The sequence below is a fragment of the Brasilonema sp. UFV-L1 genome, assembly GCF_012912105.1.
Lineage (GTDB): Bacteria > Cyanobacteriota > Cyanobacteriia > Cyanobacteriales > Nostocaceae > Brasilonema.
The window spans coordinates 88,349-105,504 of record NZ_QMEA01000007.1 but is presented as its reverse complement, the minus strand read 5'-3'; the positions used below and the strand labels follow the sequence as shown (position 1 = coordinate 105,504).

Sequence of the window (17,156 nt, the reverse complement as noted above, 5' to 3'; positions counted from 1 at the left end):
AAGTAATAAATACTTGTATAAAGTCTACAGGAAATTTTTGATCATTATCAGGAATTGGTTGACCATAATAGAGAAGATTAGTGGACCTGTTTGGTTTCTGTTGATACTAGGAGAACTTTTACATGACTTTAGAACCACAAGCCTTCTTATCTTTAGTAGAAAAGCGCGTTGGGCTGACAGACGAGGACAAAGCTCTACTGAAATCTGAGGCAGACTGGGGGTTAAAAATTGCCTCAGATATGGCTGACCACTTTTACGCCTACTTAGGGCGCGATGAGGAAATGAATGCAACTTTGCATGCCTCAGAAGGACGCATCCATCGCTTGCGTGAAACGTTTATTCAATGGTTCCACGAGATGTTCACAGGTATGGATGACTGGGGCTATGCTTATGCTGAGCGCCGTTGGAAAATTGGTCTAGTTCACACTTGCATCGGTATCGGACCCCAACACGTTGTTCCAGCAATGGCTACAGTGATATATCAAGTTGGTAAGCGTCTACAAGCTGATGATAAAAACGAATCTCTCAAAGATGCCCTCAGTCGAATTTGCATGATTGATTTGGCTTTCATTGAGCAAGCTTATGTCGAAGCATCTTCATCTGCTGTTCTTCAAGAAACTGGCTGGACAGAAGGCTTGTTTAGACGCTTAATTACTACTGGTGCATGTTCCACCAGGTAACATTGCTTAAGCATTAATTCTTATAGGGTGCATCCCTCAAATATCTTCCACTATGTTAATCAAAATTAATGTAATTATTGTTTTTTTCCTTACCAGCTATTAACCAGCTATTAATTGATCGCTCCAATTCTCATAAGGCTTGCCTTTGGGTAACGTTAATTGCTCTGGTTACTCTAAAATTCTTTCTACTTCTTATACAGCTTCATCACTTGAAGAAGAACCCAGGAGCTGAGCCTCTGATTCCTGAATTCTTTGATAATATCGTTATTCAGTAACGCGGTGCATGTCTACATGTGGAAATTACAGACTTGACCACGCTATTTTTATGAATTTTATGAAAGTTTTCAGCTAATCACACATCACACCTGACTTTTGTTGGTCAGTTTTAAAATACTCCAGGAGAAGTTGCTTTTTGGCCTCAAAGAAATTTCTTGCTCAAAGCGAAAAGATAGCAACAACTGTAGAAAATACTGAAATACTTTCACTTCGTTATAGAAAAAGTTCTGATTCGCGTTTCCATGCTACAAGAGGAAAGAGATGACTCACGTTTCCATGCTACAAGACGAACTGCAAAAGTTTGTCTCAACCAGCACTGAGATTCAGGGTGCAATGCTAGCAAGTCCTGATGGCTTCGTTTTAGCTTCTGTGTTACCAGCAGGAATGAATGAAGAGCGTACTGCAGCTATATCTGCATCCATGCTCTCATTGGGTGAACAAATAGGATACGAACTTGTTCGCGGCAATATTGACTGTATTTTTGTTGAAGGCGAAAAAGGCTATGGCGTGTTGGTAGGCTGTGGTGCTGAGGCAATTTTATTAGTTCTCGCTAGTCATGCTGTTAAGCAAGGCTTATTGTTTCTAGAAATCAAACGTGCTATTGCTAAAATTATATCCCTATTGGGTTAGACAAAAAACTTAGGACTAATTTTTGCAAGAAAACGAGTTCTAGAATATTGATTTACTCATCATAAAAACCCGGTTTCTGTTACCAATAAAACCGAAGTTACGCTTTTGTACAACAAAAAGAAACCGGGTTTTTTATTCACAATTATGAAGACTGAATAGGTGCTCTAAATCAATTAAAGAAATACAGGAAAGGAGAAGATGATGTTGTCGAGTGAACAGACTTTTATCAATCAGGAAATGGGAACTTTGCGTCCAGAACTGGGAGATTTTAGTAGTATTATCTTTTTAAAAGCAATCATTATCGGTCTCGAAGAAGCTTTAGGTCATAAAACTGCCGGGATTGCAATGTTATCTGCTGGTCGCAATCAAGGCAGAAATTTCGCCCAAAATCTAGATTTAGTTGGCAATCAAGCGATTTGGTCTGTTGAAGACATCAAAGAGAAGATGAATCTGGTTTTGGGCAAACAAGGAACTCGCTTATGTATTATTGACAAAATAGAACTAAAAGAAAATGTCTACAAAGTTCATACTAAAGAAACTTTTTGCTCTGCTGGTGAAGCACAGGGTTCACCACGAATTTGTATTTATACTCTAGGCGTCATTCAAGGTTTTTTGGAAGCTGTCTTAAACAAGCGCTTTCAGGGAAAACAAATTGAGTCTGTCTTGCGTGCTGGGACTCATGATGTTTTTGAATATTCCACCTTAGCTTAACCCAATACGCTTGGGTTAAGCATTTTTTTCTTCTCTGTGGTGTCACGCCAGACACCTCAACAAGGGGAACCCCTCTTTTATCAGTCTAGGAGAATCCAAGCGCGATTGTCTATGAACTATGATACTCTAGCTTTTAATAAAGTTTCGCGCCAAGATACTAAGTTTTTCTTAGCGTCTTGGCGCGAGATTCAAAATGAGATTTCTACTGGCAAATTTCTACTGGCAGATTTCTACTAGCAAATCTCTACTGGTGCAGGTTCCCAAACTTCTCCATATTGCTCCCGTAAGGTCTGCCAAGCTTCCACTTGACCAGGTTCGTATTCTCCGGGTTTACCCCATTGTAGAAATAAACTCAAAGCTGGCTCTTGCTTGTCGTCCAAAAACCGAATGGCATAGGTGGTAAAGTTCCCTCGCTTCGCTTCACCTGTTTCAAATTTCACCTGCGTAATTCTATCCATATTCAAGTGAAATTCAAAACCTTCGGTATGCATATTGGCGTACTTACCTTTTGGGAGTTCTGCATAAAACAGCTTTTCAATGCGACCACGTGCTTCCAAAACAGCAGCGCTACTCGTCACAATGAGACGCAAGGTTCCCAGAGTTTCACAAGTTTCTAAAAATTCTTTAAGTGTTTTAGTCATTAGTTATTAGTCATCAGTCATTAGGAGCCACTGCGGGAGTTCCTAGCAAGTGGCGTTCATTAGTCATTCTTTCATGACCAGGGACTATTTTTCATATTGTTCGTATGCAGCGACTATACGCTGAACAAGCGGATGACGCACAACATCTTTTTGAGAGAATTCGCAAAAGGCTATGCCTTCTACCTTTTGGAGAATTTGTATAGCGACTGTTAATCCAGATTGTTGGTTGAGTGGTAAGTCGGTTTGTGTGATGTCACCTGTAATCACCATCCGGGAACGAAAACCCAGACGAGTCAAAACCATTTTCATTTGAGCTGGTGTCGTATTTTGAGCCTCATCAACGATAACAAAAGCATTGTTGAGTGTCCGTCCCCGCATATACGCTAAGGGAGCAACTTCAATGACGCCTCTTTCCATCAATGATGGGACTTTTTCTGGGTCAATAAATTCGTTGATTGCGTCGTAGAGTGGACGCAAATAGGGATTGACTTTCTGCTGTAAGTCTCCTGGTAAAAAACCAAGTCTCTCGCCAGCTTCGACAGCAGGACGAGTCAAAATCAATCGTTCAAATTGGTTGTCGAGGAGTGCTTGTACTGCGACGACGACTGCTAAGAAAGTCTTACCAGTACCAGCAGGACCGGTACAAAAAGTTAAATCCCGCTTGCGCAGCGATTCGATATACTGTCGCTGTCGAAAGGTTTTGGCACGGACTTCTTCACTTTTACGCGTTCGCGCAATGACATCGCGTTGTAAATCTTGCAGTTCATCTTCACGATGGGTGTCCAAAGCATGACGAGCTGTTGATATATCTGTACTAGAAATATTATTGCCTTGACTCCAAAGATGCTCAAGCGATCGCACTAATCGACTCGCTAAGTCAATTTGCTTTTCTGTCCCAGAAATATAAAGTTCTTGTCCCCGCAGAACTATATTTGCTCCTGTTTGTTGTGCCAAAGTTTTGAGATTTTCTTCCCTCTCTCCTGCAAGTGCGATCGCACTTGGAGTATTTGGCAGTTGAATCGTTAAGGCTCCTGCCATAATAAATTCTAAATTCTAAATTCGCTCATTCATAAGGTACGAGATTATAAAAACAGTGAACAGACTTTTGTTGAACTAGACGATTCAAATAATTTTGTTGTTTTTTTCGATGTTAAGAACATTTGTGTTGCAACTAAAATTTGATTAAGAAAAGTAGAGGTGCCAGAAGCGTTGCTCTACTTTGCCTCGGTTTGATTTACAACTGCTTTCAAACCTTTACTTTAAAGCTAGCTGGCATTAGTTAACTACCATAACCAAAGATTTCAAACTTTGATTTAGTAGCGACCACCTTTGCGTACAGCTTCCGCTTTGCGCTTACGGCGCAGACTGGGTTTTTCGTATCTTTCCCGGCGCTTGACCTCGGATAAAATTCCAGCTTTTTGAATTTTCTTTTTAAAACGCCTTAATGCTGAGTCAATTGACTCATTTTCACCCAAACGGACTTCAGCCACTCCCTAGTTTCACCTCCTTACAGAGATTATCTGAGTCATCTACAACCATGTACTCAACAGTATTTTGCTCGATATTTTAGCATTTTTGACGGGCGCTCAAGTCCTTTTGGAGCATTTCATCCCACCTTTAAAAGATACCAAAACTCGATTTTTTTTAGAAATTCAAGTTTTAGCTGGTGGGTTTTTATGCTTCCCGTCGCACTTTAGAAAGGCGAATGACTCCTTATTTCACTTCATAATTCATTTGGTTTTTGCTCTGATTTAAATCTAGTAGGAGCGTGTTCTGGCAATAGGTTTATGTCCGTTTCCACGTTTTTCTCTGGGTTTTGGTGGCGGTAATCGTTCTTCCCTGTCATCATCGAAAGATGAGTCCTCTCGACTACCAGCAGTGCTGCCATAGATGTCCAGGTATACTGAGTGTCCAGCTGCTTGAGCTGATGCTGCAATCACAGTGCGAATCGCCTGAATATTGCGTCCACCCCGACCAAATACTTTTCCTTTATCTGAGCTTTCAAACGCAATCCGAATCCAAGCACGGTTGCGGGTATAAGACATTTCACAATCGATGCTTAAAGATTGAGGATAATCCAAAAACGGTTGCATCAGAAACCGTACCAGCCCAACGTAGTCTGGACTGGTTGTGGGGGATTTTGTTCCGATTTTAAGTTGAGGCTTTTGCACTGACCTGTTCAAAGACATTGGCTTTTTGCAGGATGTGACGTACGGTATCAGTCGGTTGAGCGCCTTGTTGTAGTTGCTTGACGATGCCGGGAACATCCAGTCGTACTTCATCAGTTCTGGGATTGTAAAAACCCAGTTCTTCTAAGGGACGACCATCGCGGCGAGAGAGGCTGTTTATTGCGATGATACGGTAACTTGCTTCCCGTTTTTTACCGTATCGCTTCAGGCGCAGTTTAATCATGGTTAGGAAATCATTCTCCTGTTTCTAGGAATTCGTTTGCAGTTAGTTTCAAAGAGAAGTCACATGAGCGTGAAGTTTCCCGAAGACAGTTCCAAAGTCAATGTTAGTCCTGTTGAAAACAGTCTATCTGTTTTGTATTGGCTGTTTCCATCGGGTAGGCAGTTTAACTTCTAATGCTAAAATGATTATTTTAGCATTTGCAAAGTGTGAATTGTGAGTTACTGTTTGTGATTTGTGAGTTGTAACTGACCACTGATAAGCGACTAAAGCGTACCGAAGCCTTTCTTTTTTTTGTCTTTCTTCGGCTTCTTTTTTGAGCCGCCTGCACCGCCACTGTAACCTCGCCAACCAGGGCCGACTGGACCGCTACCGGCAGCGGCGGGATTACCCATCCCACCAAACATTCCTGGCATACCAGAGAAGCGCCCCTGACCCATTTGCTGCATCATATTGCGCATTCTTTGGAAATCACTTACCAGTTTACTGACATCTGTTTCCTTATAACCAGACCCATTCGCAATGCGTCGCCTTCTACTGGGAGAACTTGCCAGCAAATCTGGGTTTTGGCGCTCTTGACGCGTCATGGAATTAATCATCGCTTCACAGCGCTTGAGCTGAGTTTCTCCTTGCTTAAGTTGGTCATCTGTCAGCTTGTTCATTCCAGGAATAAGCTTAATAATGCCTCCCAGCGAACCCATATTTTTGAGCAGGCGCATTTGCTTGAGAAAATCAGTAAAGTCAAACTTCGCTGACAGGATTTTCTCCTGCATCTTCTCGGCATCAGCAAGGTCAATTTCTTCTTGAGCCTTTTCTACCAGGGTCAGAACATCGCCCATGCCTAAAATGCGCGATGCCATACGGTCAGGATAAAACGGTTGTAAAGCCTCTACCTTTTCACCGACACCGACAAACTTAATGGGTGCTCCTGAAATATGCCGCACAGACAGTGCTGCCCCACCCCGGCTATCACCATCCAACTTAGTAAGAATTGCACCAGTGATCCCAATTTTTTCGTGGAAAGTACGGGTCAGATTGGCAGCTTCTTGACCTGTCATGGCGTCCACCACTAAAAGAGTTTCATGTGGTTGGACAGTTTGTTTGATGCGGGCTAATTCCCCCATCATGTCTTGATCAATTTGTAAGCGACCAGCAGTATCAATAATTATTGTATCAATTCCTTCTGCTTTACCGCGTTCTACGCCCTGTCGTGCAATTTCAACTGGATCAGCATCAGATCCAAGTTCAAAGACTGGCACGTCAATTTGCTTACCTAGTGTGATCAGTTGGTCAATAGCTGCTGGACGATACACGTCCGTCGCCACCATTAAGCAGCTGCGTTCTAATTTACGTAGATGCAAGGCTAACTTAGCAGTAGCAGTCGTTTTCCCAGTACCCTGTAACCCTGCCATCAGAACTATTGTGGGAGATCGCTCAGCTTGTGCGATGGGAACGTTCTCTTCTCCCATGACCCGCACCAGTTCATCGTAGACTATCTTGATAAACTGTTGGTCAGGTCGTACACCAGCAATGACCTCAGCTCCCTGTGCCTTGGTTTCAACTTCGGTGACAAAATCTTTAACTACCTGGAGATTAACATCTGCTTCTAACAGGGCGCGACGCACTTCCCGCAAAGCATCTTGAATATTGGATTGGGAAATTTTGTCCATTCCCCGAAGTTTTTTCCAGGCACCTTCTAAACGGTCAGCTAATGCTTCAAACATAATCAGTCAAGTTACAGGTAGTTCGCCAGCAGAGTTTTTATGCAATATATACAGCTTAGTGTTTTTTCAGTTCGACTGTATTGCAACAAAGTTATAAGCACTACAGTCAATCTAGCTTGAGAATAGACCTCTTGTAAAAATAATTCATGCTAAGATAAGGGATTTGAAAAATCTGCTTTTTATGAGCTATCAGAGATACTAATGAGGTAACGTAGGTTGTCCGTATAGACTTTGATATATCTTTTTTATAAGACTTTCAATTATACCACAAAATAATTTTGCAAGAAGTCTAATGTTTGATTTGTTTAGCTTAAATGTTGCACAAGAAAAGTCTATCCTGCACTCATTGAGGAGAAGTTAGTATGCGAGAACTCAAATATTACGTGGCTTGTACCGTCGATAGATTCATTGCCCGCGAGGACGATTCATATGATTTTTTCCTTATGGAAGGGGAGCAAGTCGCCTATTTGCTTGAAACCTTTCCTGAAACTATTCCGGCTCACTTTCGCAACAAACTAGGCATTAGTGCTGAGAATAAATGGTTTGATGTTGTTTTGATGGGACGCAGAACTTACGAAGCGGGGTTAAAGGATGGTTTTACCAACCCTTACCCGCAGATGAAGCAGTATGTTTTCTCTCGCACCCTGAAAGAAAGTCCAGATAAAAATGTTGAGTTTGTCTCAGATAACGCTGTGGGATTGGTTAGGGAATTGAAGCAGCAACCTGGTAAGGACATTTGGCTCTGCGGTGGTGGCGATTTAGCTACAATGCTTTTCCCTGAAATCGACGAGATAATCCTGAAGGTACATCCGATACTTCTCGGCTCAGGCATTCGACTTTTTTCTGGTGCGATCAAGCAGACTTCACTGGAACTTACCAACAGCAAAATCTACAGCAACGGTTTCATGTTGCTGCACTATCGAGTGAAAAAGTAACTCCTGTAACTTAATATAACCGTTATGCAGCTTTATAATTACGAGCTTCATATGACTAAAATTGAAGCTGTTTGACCGACTTTTGCAATCTTACTCCACTCGCTGTCGCTCAAGCGGAACAATGAAAATGATGCTGGAACGATTTTGCGTGGTTTGGGCTTCTATTTTCATGTCTAATGTGAAACTTCTGAAAATGAAACTACAGATGCACAACGAACAGTTGCCTCAACGGGAGCCAGCTGCACAGTTCGGGTTTCCCGACTTGTAGACGCCCGGAGGGCGGTGAGGGGGTCGCAGTCTTGGACGCCACTTGACGCCAGACGCCTCAAGTCGGGAGACCCGCCCACGGCGCTGGCTCCTTTATGCCGGGAGACCCGTCCACCGCAGTGGCTCCGCTTCCCGTCGATTGCGTTAACGAAGTTCCTCTGAAAGAGGCACCCCCGGAGCGCGCAGCGAGACCGGAGGTCTTCCCCGGAGGGCTTCCCGCAGGGTACGGACTGGCGTGGGGAACCCCCGCACAGCAGTGTCCTCCAGATGCACACCGATTAATTATTTGTGTACCCTGCGGGAAGCCGCTCTGCATCTACATCTGTGTTTATCTGTGGTTCCAAATATCCATTCATCAGACTTTTGCAAGAACAACAATAACCAAGACGGTGGGTGACGCTTCATCCATCTTTTAAAACGAAAGGGCTTTCCCACTGCCTTTCGCTGAAAATTCGCGCTTTAAACGGGTTTTTTACCCATCAACCGCAAGAAGAGTTTCTCTAGTTCAATCCATACAAACATCAAAGCACTAAAGCCAAAGCAAATTGCCAACTCAGTTGGACTTATCCACTGGGTACCAAAGAAATCGCGTAGGGGTGGGACGTAAATCAGCATCAACTGCAAAATTGTCGTCACGACAACAGCCCCAAGTACATAAGGATTTGAAAAAGGATTCATTTGTATAGTCAGTCGAGTATTCGAGCGAATTGCTATGGCATGACCCATTTGAGCAAGACACAGGGTAGTAAATACCATTGTCCTCCACCGTTGTGGATCAAGTCCTGGACCTGTGACTGTTTGCGAATAATTGTACGCCCACTCCATGAGAATAATCGTGATGATGGCAAAGACTATACCAATCCGAATCATGTAAGAACCCAACCCCCTAGCAAAAATACTTTCACGGGGACTGAAGGGCGGACGCTTCATCACGTCGGGTTCAGGAGGTTCTACAGCTAATGCTAGTGCTGGTAAACCGTCCGTAACGAGGTTCATCCAAAGAATTTGCAACGGCGAGAGGGGAACGCCCCCTAGTCCGAGAACTGGTGCTGCTGCAATCGTGATCACCTCGCCAATATTACTTCCAAGAATGTACTTGATAAAGCGGCGGATGTTGGTGTAAACAACTCTCCCTTCTTTTGTGGCAGCGACAATGGTGGCAAAGTTGTCATCAAGTAACACCATATCACTGGCTTCCTTGCTCACGTCGGTACCAGTGATACCCATTGCAATACCAATGTCAGCTTGTTTTAGGGCTGGAGCATCGTTAACACCATCACCTGTCATAGCAACAAATCTGCCTCGACGTTGCAGCGCCTGCACAATTCGTAGTTTGTGTTCGGGGGCAACCCGAGCATAAATACTCACCAAGTCAACGTTTTGCTCAAGTTCTTGGTCATTCATCCGTTGTAATTCTTGACCTGTGAGGACTCGCTCACCTTCTTTAGCAATTCCTAAATCAGTGGCGATCGCTCGTGCTGTCAGTTGATGGTCTCCAGTAATCATCACTGGTCGAATACCCGCATCCCGACATTCTTGCACGGCTGCTCGTACCTCTGGACGTGGTGCATCCAACATTCCTACTAATCCCAGCCAAACTAAGCCTTGCTCAGATGTCTCATCTGAACCTTCCGGTGGAATCTCAGTGAGGGGTTTGTAGGCAAAACCCAGTACTCGTAGACCTTTACTCGCCATTTGGTCATTTTCTGCTAATATCTTACGCCGCTGCTCATCATTCAAAGCTGTTGAGCCTGTGCCTGCGTAAAATTGTGTGCAACGTGCCAAAATTAACTCTGGCGAGCCTTTTGTGAACATTAAATAGCTTTCAGATTGCAGTAAGTTCCTCAGTACAGGATCTGGTGATGTTAGCCCTGATACACCATTGTCAACTCCTTCAACCCGACAAATGACGCTCATCCGCTTGCGTTCTGAGGAGAAGGGGAACTCGCCGACGCGGGGCAGCTTACTGTCCCATTGATCTTTTTCGATTCCTCCTTTCGCGGCCAAGGTAACTAAAGCGCCCTCTGTTGGGTCGCCCAAAATTTTCCATTCTCCTTTTTCTTGTTGCAGAAATGAATCATTACACAAGGCACAGGCGACTAATAAAGTTTGGATTTCTGGAGATTGATTTATGGAAATTGTTTTCCCATCGAGCTGAAACTCTCCTTTAGGGGCGTAACCTTCCCCACTCACACGAAAAGTTTTGTTGTTCGTGTAAGTTGATTGCACCACCATTTTGTTCTGAGTTAAGGTGCCAGTTTTATCAGAACAAATCGTCGTCACAGAACCTAAAGTTTCTACTGCTGGGAGTTTGCGAATCAAAGCGTTGCGACGTACCATTCGTTGGGTTCCCAGTGCCAAGGTAACGGTAATAACTGCGGGTAAGCCTTCTGGCACGACAGCAACCGCCATACTCAAAGAAACTTCCAACAGTTCTTGTAAGTTACCGCCACGTAAAAGACCCCCCACAACGACAAGCGCCACCAAAATCAAAGAACCCGTGACGAGGACATTACCGAGTTGAGTCATCCGCTGTTGCAATGGAGTCGGTTCACTTTCCACTCCCTGCAACAAAGAGGCAATTTTACCAAGTTCTGTCTGCATTCCGGTGTTGGTTACCAGAATCTTGGCGCGTCCTTGGACGACTTCAGTACCTTGAAAAACTAAATTTATGCGATCGCCTAATGATGTTTCTTCAGGCAATGTGACTTCTGAACGTTTGTTCACCGCTTCGGCTTCACCAGTGAGTGCCGATTCTCGCACTTGCAGGTTAGATTGTTCTATAAGGCGTCCGTCTGCAGCGATTTGTACTCCAGCTTCCACCAACATCACATCTCCTGGGACCAAATCTTTGGCTGCCACTTCTACTGGTTTACCGTCGCGAATCAGTCGCACGTTGGGAGAAGAAAGTTTTTTCAGGGCTGCCAAGGCTTTTTCGGCACGGCTTTCTTGGACATAACCGAGTATGCCGTTGAGGATAACAATCGCTAAAATGGCGATTGTGTCTTTAAAAGGCAACTCACCTGGCTTCAAGGTGCCTTGCTGCCAAGCTAGCAAATCCAAAACCCCAGAGATGATGGCTACGGCAATCAGCATCAACAACATAATGTTCTTGAACTGATCCACCAAAATTTCCCAGGCACTGCGCCCAGCAGTTTCTTCTAATTCATTGGGACCATATTTTTGCAACCGCTGTTGTATTTCTTGGGGTGTCAAGCCAGTGTCTGCATTTGTCTTCAGCAGTTCCAATGATTTATCAACTTCCAAACTATGCCAAACGGCAGCTTTTTCGGGTAGAGAATGAGCAGACATCGTGTAGGTCACAGGGAATGGTTACAAAATTCGATCATAATTTAGCAATGGCTGGAAAACCATCAATATGAAGTTATATTAGGTTGAGCGCCACGCTGTACGTGACAGATGGCATTTTTGATGGTTCCCAATTTTTTCTTTCGGACAACATGAGTGTCCTTACTCCTAATAAACGAATTTCATCATATAAAATATCGATGATTATGAGTGATAGAAGTAGAGAACTAGGTAACAAGACATTTCATCTTCGATTTTAAGCGTGCTATACCATTGACTAAACCAGTGTAATATGACTTTTGCACTCCCCAGTTTTCCATCTACCAGCCAAATGCTTGGGAAAAGGACAATTCGACCGCTTGGTGCTGCCGCCCTCTGTGGCATTACCTTTGTTAAGGATACACTAATTGCTATTGATACTGTTAAAGGGCATTTGTTGCAAATTGACCCACACTCTGACAATGCCCAAATTCTCAACTCTCATCAAGTCAAAGAATTTACGGATATGACGGGTATCGCAGTATGGGAAGATACTCTTTGGCTGACTCGGGGTAATAGTGTTTATTTATGCAAGCTAGCTTCGTTGGGTTTGGAACATTTTGTAACGTTGCCTTATGCAGCGGATGGCATTGCTGTTTGGGAATCAACTGTATACATTAGTTGCCAAAAGTTGGGAGACATTCTGATTTTTGATCGCAACACACGAAAACAAATTACCAAATTTTATGCTCCTGGGGTTGGGGTAGAGAATTTAGCAGTAGACGAGGAAACACTTTGGGTGAGCGACACAGTGGAACAAACTGTGTATTGTATAGACAGGGCGACTGGGGAAGTTCAATTCGGCGTACTGACACCATTTGATTCTCCGACGGGGATAGCAATACATAAAGATAGTGAGACGGGCAAGAAAACTCTCTATGTTGCTTACACCTCTGAAGAACCGTATGTCCGCGATAACCCGAACGCGGATCCGAATCATGAGCTATCTTACCGCGATCGCACTTTCATTCACCCGCTCAATTACGATTACAATCCGGAGAAACGTTATGCCCTCTCCAATGGATATCTGATTGAGATGTCTTATATGGAAGAAATTGCACCATTAGAAGAGGTGTATTTACCCGAGGTAGAATGGCGTATTGCTTTGCCATCGGAAACTCCTCGTCAAAAGATAAAACACATTGAACCGATTGGTCTACCTTTTACAGAAGAAGTCGTAGAAGGGCAACGTGTCGCTGTTTTCAAATTTGATGCCCTCACTCCAGGCGAACGGCATATTTTTGGCTGGAAAGCAGTTTTGGAAGTCCGGGGAATGAAGTATCGCATTACGCCCAGCGATGTCGAAGATATACCAAAACTCTCAAGCGAACTTCAATCCCGCTACTTAGTGGATGATGATGATTTGGCAATGGATACCAGCGTTGTTCGCCGCGCTGCCCGTGAAGCAGTTGGAACTGAAACCAATCTGCTACGGAAAATGTACAGTATCCGCAATTACGTCTACGATGAGTTGTCCTATGGCATCAAACCCCATATTGACACACCAGATATTGTTTTAGAACGGGGTGTCGGTTCGTGTGGCGAGTATGTGGGCGTTTTGCTTGCTCTGTGCCGTTTAAATGGTATTCCCTGTCGTACAGTCGGTCGCTACAAATGTCCCCCCTACGCTGAATACCAGCAAGTTCCTCTACAACCTCAGTATAATCATGTATGGTTGGAGTTTTATATACCAGGTTTCGGGTGGTTGCCTATGGAATCCAATCCTGATGATGTTGGTAGTGGTGGACCGTATCCCACAAGGTTTTTTATGGGCTTATGCTGGTATCACATTGAAATAGGCAAAGGAATTCCCTTTGAAACCTTGACAAGTCAAGGGGTTAAGCTCACCAAAGAAGAAATTTCAATTGGTGAGTTAGCAATTAATCACATCCGATTCACGATTTTGGAAGAATTGCCACCCTTATAGGCTCAAATGGACAAAGTATTTGAACAAACATCTTCGGTGATGCTGCGTGCGGGACGGCCCGACGACGCACTCCCCTGCGGCACCATTTTGTATCAAGGGTTCCGTGTTATTGCGGAACAGCACGGCTTCGTACCCGACTTTCCTTCTGCGGAGTTTGCGGCTGGTATGTTGACCGAACTGTTGGCGCACCCGGCGGTTTATTCGGTCGTGGCTGAGGCTGAGGATGGGCGCGTCATCGGCAGCAACTTTTTGTGGGAAGACGACACAATTGCCGGCATCGGTCCCACTGCGGTAGACCCCGCCGCGCAAAACCGGTCGGTTGGTCGCCGCCTGATGGAACATGTTTTGCAGCGGGCACGCGAAAAACGGTGCGCCGGTGTGCGCCTTGTTCAGGCCGCGCATAACAGCCGCTCCCTTGCCCTGTATACCAAACTCGGCTTCGACGTGCGCGAGCCATTAGCAAACCTTCAAGGACAGCCGCTCTGCTTGACAATACCCGGCCGCATCGTTCGCCCGGCGACTGAAGCAGACCTTGCCGCGTGTAATCAACTCTGCTATCGCATTCACGGTCATGACCGGGCGGGTGAACTAAACGGAGCTGTCGGGCGGGGCACGGCAACGCTTGTCGAGTCTGATGGGCGCGTATCGGGCTATGCCACCGAAATCGGCTTCTTCGGTCACGCTGTTGGCGAGAACAATGAGGACTTAAAGGCGCTCATCGGGGCGGCGCAAGAGTTCGCCGAGGGAGGCTTCTATGTTCCGATGCGCAACGGCGACCTGTTCCGCTGGTGTTTGAACCATGATCTGCGTGTCAGCCAGACCGCAACGTTGATGAGCCTCGGTCTATATAACGAACCGGCAGGGGTTTTTCTACCATCCGCCTTGTATTAATAACAGCATTAACCGCGCTGCAAAACGTAAAATAATGTGAGATCGAAATAAGCGCATGGGGCGGACAGACGCATTTCAGTGCGTTCCGTTCAGGCGCGTAAATACAAAAGTGCTTTATAGGCGGTATTTCATTTTCTGCGATGGAAATCTACTAAAATGTGTGCCGCCGCTAGAGCCTCTTTAGACGTGCGCTGCTGCACATCCACTTGTGCGGCCACAAGCGTTCCTTCAATCAGCAAAAAGAGTTGCTAAGTCAATGCAAGCAGTTTAGCAACGTTAAGCTGCTCGACGATCTGAAAAATGTAGTCGCGCTACATCTGCTTGTACTCAATGGCTATACGGTGAAAGGGATGGGTGGCATCGGAATATTCCGCCGTTGCATTGATGAAGGGACAGCCGAAAAACTCCGGCGTTTGCACGGCTCGATTCATCCCCTCGAACAGAAGCCATAACCTTCGATAAGTTTTTTGTTTGCTTGTATCGCATAGATTAATTCAAGCCACAAAAGTCTTTACTCTACTATAAAATAATTTTGCAATAGGTTTAATATGTATACATTAATTATTGACAACTACGACTCTTATACCTTCAATTTGTACCAGATGATTGCCCAGATCAATGGGGAGTTTCCTCTGGTGATTCGCAATGATGAGGTTAGCTGGGATGATTTGAAAAAAATTGCATTTGACAACATTGTCATTTCTCCGGGTCCCGGTCGTCCAGAAAGGTCAGAAGATTTTGGAATCTGCCGACAAATCATTGAGAATGTGGATGTGCCTTTGCTGGGAGTTTGTTTAGGGCATCAAGGACTCGCTTACCTGTACGGTGGTAGAGTCATTCATGCACCAGAAGTTAGACATGGGCGCTTGAGTAAAGTTTACCACAATGGTTCTGAACTATTTAAGCAAATTCCCAGTCCGTTTTCTGTGGTGCGCTACCACTCGTTGTTAGTTGCTGATGAATTACCTGAGTGCCTAGAAAAGATTGCTTGGACTGAACAAGGACTGGTGATGGGATTGCGTCATCGGTATCAACCTTTTTGGGGTGTGCAGTTTCACCCAGAGTCTATCTGCACAGAATATGGACAAACATTGCTAGAAAACTTTAGAGAGATCACGCTGCAATTTACGAATAAATCGTCAAGAAGTTCTGGAAAGCAATATTGGACAGGACATGGATCTGTTTGTCCTCCTATTAACAACTCTTACCAAGAACAGTCCCAGAAGTTTGAACTTCATACGCGCAAGCTAGATATTTACCCGGATACAGAACAAATATTTGTTAATTTGTTCGAGCAAGCACCGAATGCCTTTTGGTTAGACAGTAGCCGTGTGGAACTTGGTCTATCTCGCTTCTCGTTTATGGGCGATGGAAATGGAGCAAACAGCCTATTGATACAATACCATACCCAAACGCAAGAACTCATCATCACACAGTCAGATACTGTCACTCGTCGTACCGAAAGTATTTTTGAATATCTTAAACGAGAAATTAACCGCCGACGTTGCCAAGCTCTGGAGTTACCGTTTGATTTTACAGGTGGATTTGTTGGCTATTTTGGCTATGAACTCAAGGCGGAGTGTGGAGGGCAGTTAGTGCATTCCTCACCATTACCTGATGCAATGTTCTTATTTGCCGATCGCATGATTGCCATCGATCACCAAGAACAGAGTCTTTATTTACTGCAACTCATCAAAAAAGGGCAAACACAACAGGCTCAAACTTGGTTTGATGCTATCGGGCAACAACTCGAAACTCTGGCTTCTCTTCCTCCCCTTGTACCCCAGGGAAATGGTGAGCCAGTCAAGTTCCGTTTGAGTCGCACTTATCAAAGTTACATTCATGATATTCACCATTGCCTGGACGAAATTTCTGAAGGGGAAACTTATCAAGTTTGCCTCACAAATCAGCTTCACACTGATATCAGCCCCGATCCATTGACGTTCTATCGCAGATTACGTCGTATCAATCCTGCCCCATATGCTGCATTTTTGCGCTTTGGTGAAATAGCGATCGCCTGCTCGTCTCCAGAGCGATTTCTGCGGATTGATCGCTTTGGTTGGGTAGAAACTAAACCAATTAAAGGAACACTGCGGCGAGGAGAAACCCCCGAAGAAGATTTCGTCTTGCACCAGAGGCTACGAAACAGTGAAAAAGATCGAGCTGAGAATCTCATGATTGTGGATCTCTTACGCAATGATTTAGGACGGGTTTGTGAAGTCGGTAGCGTTCATGTACCGAAGTTAATGGATGTAGAAACCTATGCGACAGTGCATCAACTGGTGACAACAATACGCGGGCATTTGCGATCAGATGTACAAGCAGTAGATTGTGTTCGTGTGGCATTTCCGGGAGGATCGATGACAGGAGCACCCAAGCTCAGAACCATGCAAATTCTTGATCAACTTGAACAAGAAGCACGGGGAGTCTATTCAGGGGCAATCGGCTTTTTGGGATTGAATGGTTCAGCTGATTTGAATATTGTTATTCGCACCGCTGTTCTGACTCCTCATCAAACCTCTATTGGTATTGGTGGAGGAATTGTAGCACTTTCTGATCCTGAAATGGAGTTTCAAGAAATGCTGCTCAAAGCGAAAGCCTTAATCGACGCGATGGTTCTGACGATGCACGGAACGCTTGAGCCAGAGCGATCTCGTATCTTGCGAGCGCACGGACTCCTCTGCCCTTTGGGCAAGTCAGAGGGCTTGGTCAATTGA

At 44.7% G+C, this 17,156-nt stretch carries 15 protein-coding genes; 8 read left to right on the top strand and 7 right to left on the bottom strand.

Annotated elements, in window-relative coordinates:
* Nucleotides 1-122 precede the first annotated feature (122 nt).
* From DP117_RS04195 to DP117_RS04185, 3 genes are all read left to right on the top strand, one after another.
* Entirely contained in the window at nucleotides 123-680 is a 558-nt protein-coding gene (locus DP117_RS04195; RefSeq protein ID WP_169217075.1) for a protoglobin domain-containing protein, read from the top strand.
* A 537-nt stretch (nucleotides 681-1,217) separates the two neighbouring features.
* Nucleotides 1,218-1,586, top strand: a complete 369-nt coding sequence (locus tag DP117_RS04190; RefSeq protein ID WP_169217074.1) for a roadblock/LC7 domain-containing protein — start codon at nucleotides 1,218-1,220, stop codon at nucleotides 1,584-1,586.
* Nucleotides 1,587-1,784: 198 nt separating this feature from the next.
* Nucleotides 1,785-2,297 (top strand): hydrocarbon-binding protein, encoded by a 513-nt coding sequence (locus tag DP117_RS04185; protein ID WP_248277520.1) that lies wholly within the window; start codon nucleotides 1,785-1,787, stop codon nucleotides 2,295-2,297.
* Between the two features lie 233 nt (nucleotides 2,298-2,530).
* Here DP117_RS04185 and DP117_RS04180 read toward each other — a convergent pair whose 3' ends face one another.
* The 6 genes from DP117_RS04180 to ffh form a co-directional block, all read right to left on the bottom strand.
* Nucleotides 2,531-2,938 carry a ChuX/HutX family heme-like substrate-binding protein gene (locus DP117_RS04180; RefSeq protein ID WP_169217073.1) on the bottom strand — a complete coding sequence of 136 codons (408 nt, stop codon included), beginning with the start codon at nucleotides 2,936-2,938 and terminating at the stop codon, nucleotides 2,531-2,533.
* An 84-nt stretch (nucleotides 2,939-3,022) separates the two neighbouring features.
* The gene (locus tag DP117_RS04175; RefSeq protein ID WP_169217072.1) at nucleotides 3,023-3,976 is read right to left on the bottom strand and encodes a PhoH family protein; all 954 of its coding nucleotides are present in this window, start codon (nucleotides 3,974-3,976) and stop codon (nucleotides 3,023-3,025) included.
* Between the two features lie 275 nt (nucleotides 3,977-4,251).
* Entirely contained in the window at nucleotides 4,252-4,428 is a 177-nt protein-coding gene (rpsU, locus tag DP117_RS04170; RefSeq protein ID WP_169217071.1) for a 30S ribosomal protein S21, read from the bottom strand.
* 267 nt (nucleotides 4,429-4,695) lie between these two features.
* The gene (locus tag DP117_RS04165; RefSeq protein ID WP_169217103.1) at nucleotides 4,696-5,109 is read right to left on the bottom strand and encodes a KH domain-containing protein; all 414 of its coding nucleotides are present in this window, start codon (nucleotides 5,107-5,109) and stop codon (nucleotides 4,696-4,698) included.
* The gene (gene rpsP / locus DP117_RS04160; protein ID WP_169217070.1) at nucleotides 5,090-5,350 is read right to left on the bottom strand and encodes a 30S ribosomal protein S16; all 261 of its coding nucleotides are present in this window, start codon (nucleotides 5,348-5,350) and stop codon (nucleotides 5,090-5,092) included. Before rpsP ends, DP117_RS04165 begins: the two co-directional genes overlap by 20 nt.
* A 263-nt stretch (nucleotides 5,351-5,613) precedes the next feature.
* Nucleotides 5,614-7,071 (bottom strand): signal recognition particle protein, encoded by a 1,458-nt coding sequence (ffh, locus tag DP117_RS04155; protein WP_169217069.1) that lies wholly within the window; start codon nucleotides 7,069-7,071, stop codon nucleotides 5,614-5,616.
* Nucleotides 7,072-7,433: 362 nt separating this feature from the next.
* On the opposite strand from ffh, the gene DP117_RS04150 reads away from it, so the two are divergent.
* Complete coding sequence (locus DP117_RS04150) at nucleotides 7,434-8,006, top strand: dihydrofolate reductase family protein (protein ID WP_169217068.1); 573 nt, start codon at nucleotides 7,434-7,436, stop codon at nucleotides 8,004-8,006.
* Nucleotides 8,007-8,732: 726 nt separating this feature from the next.
* Here DP117_RS04150 and DP117_RS04145 read toward each other — a convergent pair.
* Nucleotides 8,733-11,585 carry a cation-transporting P-type ATPase gene (locus DP117_RS04145; protein ID WP_169217067.1) on the bottom strand — a complete coding sequence of 951 codons (2,853 nt, stop codon included), beginning with the start codon at nucleotides 11,583-11,585 and terminating at the stop codon, nucleotides 8,733-8,735.
* Nucleotides 11,586-11,874: 289 nt separating this feature from the next.
* Here DP117_RS04145 and DP117_RS04140 point away from each other — a divergent pair, with 289 nt between their 5' ends.
* From DP117_RS04140 to pabB, 4 genes are all read left to right on the top strand, one after another.
* Nucleotides 11,875-13,548, top strand: a complete 1,674-nt coding sequence (locus DP117_RS04140) for a transglutaminase domain-containing protein (RefSeq protein ID WP_169217066.1) — start codon at nucleotides 11,875-11,877, stop codon at nucleotides 13,546-13,548.
* A gap of 6 nt (nucleotides 13,549-13,554) precedes the next feature.
* Complete coding sequence (locus DP117_RS04135) at nucleotides 13,555-14,439, top strand: GNAT family N-acetyltransferase (RefSeq protein ID WP_169217065.1); 885 nt, start codon at nucleotides 13,555-13,557, stop codon at nucleotides 14,437-14,439.
* Nucleotides 14,440-14,684: 245 nt separating this feature from the next.
* On the top strand, nucleotides 14,685-14,891 hold the full coding sequence (locus tag DP117_RS04130; protein ID WP_169217064.1) for a hypothetical protein: 207 nt from the start codon (nucleotides 14,685-14,687) through the stop codon (nucleotides 14,889-14,891).
* Nucleotides 14,892-14,987: 96 nt separating this feature from the next.
* Complete coding sequence (gene pabB / locus DP117_RS04125) at nucleotides 14,988-17,156, top strand: aminodeoxychorismate synthase component I (RefSeq protein WP_169217063.1); 2,169 nt, start codon at nucleotides 14,988-14,990, stop codon at nucleotides 17,154-17,156.

Bases quoted from the DNA above. Each gene is read 5' to 3' on its own strand.
- DP117_RS04150 (WP_169217068.1), top strand. From the start codon at position 7,434: ATGCGAGAACTCAAATATTACGTGGCTTGTACCGTCGATAGATTCATT.
- DP117_RS04140 (WP_169217066.1), top strand. From the start codon at position 11,875: ATGACTTTTGCACTCCCCAGTTTTCCATCTACCAGCCAAATGCTTGGG.
- DP117_RS04195 (WP_169217075.1), top strand. From the start codon at position 123: ATGACTTTAGAACCACAAGCCTTCTTATCTTTAGTAGAAAAGCGCGTT.
- rpsP (WP_169217070.1), bottom strand. From the start codon at position 5,350: ATGATTAAACTGCGCCTGAAGCGATACGGTAAAAAACGGGAAGCAAGT.
- DP117_RS04135 (WP_169217065.1), top strand. From the start codon at position 13,555: ATGGACAAAGTATTTGAACAAACATCTTCGGTGATGCTGCGTGCGGGA.
- ffh (WP_169217069.1), bottom strand. From the start codon at position 7,071: ATGTTTGAAGCATTAGCTGACCGTTTAGAAGGTGCCTGGAAAAAACTT.
- pabB (WP_169217063.1), top strand. From the start codon at position 14,988: ATGTATACATTAATTATTGACAACTACGACTCTTATACCTTCAATTTG.
- DP117_RS04175 (WP_169217072.1), bottom strand. From the start codon at position 3,976: ATGGCAGGAGCCTTAACGATTCAACTGCCAAATACTCCAAGTGCGATC.
- DP117_RS04185 (WP_248277520.1), top strand. From the start codon at position 1,785: ATGATGTTGTCGAGTGAACAGACTTTTATCAATCAGGAAATGGGAACT.
- DP117_RS04145 (WP_169217067.1), bottom strand. From the start codon at position 11,585: ATGTCTGCTCATTCTCTACCCGAAAAAGCTGCCGTTTGGCATAGTTTG.
- DP117_RS04190 (WP_169217074.1), top strand. From the start codon at position 1,218: ATGACTCACGTTTCCATGCTACAAGACGAACTGCAAAAGTTTGTCTCA.
- DP117_RS04180 (WP_169217073.1), bottom strand. From the start codon at position 2,938: ATGACTAAAACACTTAAAGAATTTTTAGAAACTTGTGAAACTCTGGGA.